The 346-nt window shown below is 45.4% G+C and carries 1 protein-coding gene; it reads right to left on the bottom strand.

The window, feature by feature from the left end; translation table 11 throughout:
• A partial coding sequence (locus tag ACYVTD_RS18355; RefSeq protein WP_461249033.1) for a UvrB/UvrC motif-containing protein occupies positions 1-290 on the bottom strand: 290 nt, incomplete at its 3' end.
• Between the last annotated feature and the right edge of the window lie 56 nt (positions 291-346).

The following is a 346-nucleotide window of genomic DNA, read 5'->3' as shown; positions in this document are numbered from 1 at the left end:
ATGTAGTCCCTGTCCTCAGGATTTAAATCTTCAACCGCGCTATCTTCCCCCGTAATGCCTTCGATGGTTTTAATTGAATTCCGTATTTTCGCCGCCTGTTCAAATTGAAGCGCCTTCGCCGCCTCGTGCATTTTTGCCGTAAGATCGATTATAAGCGTATCGATTTTACCCGACAGCAGATCCTGAATCTTCTTCACGTTAAGGCGGTAATCATCAACATTGATCTTTTTACAGCATGGGGCAGTACACCGCTTGATATGGTAGTACATGCAAGGCCCGTTCTTTCTCATCTTTTTGCACTTTCGCAGGGGAAAAAGCTTGTCGACAATTTCAAGCATCACGGCGA

Source organism: Treponema sp. R6D11, from assembly GCF_054786075.1.
This window is presented reverse-complemented; position numbering and strand designations above follow the sequence as displayed.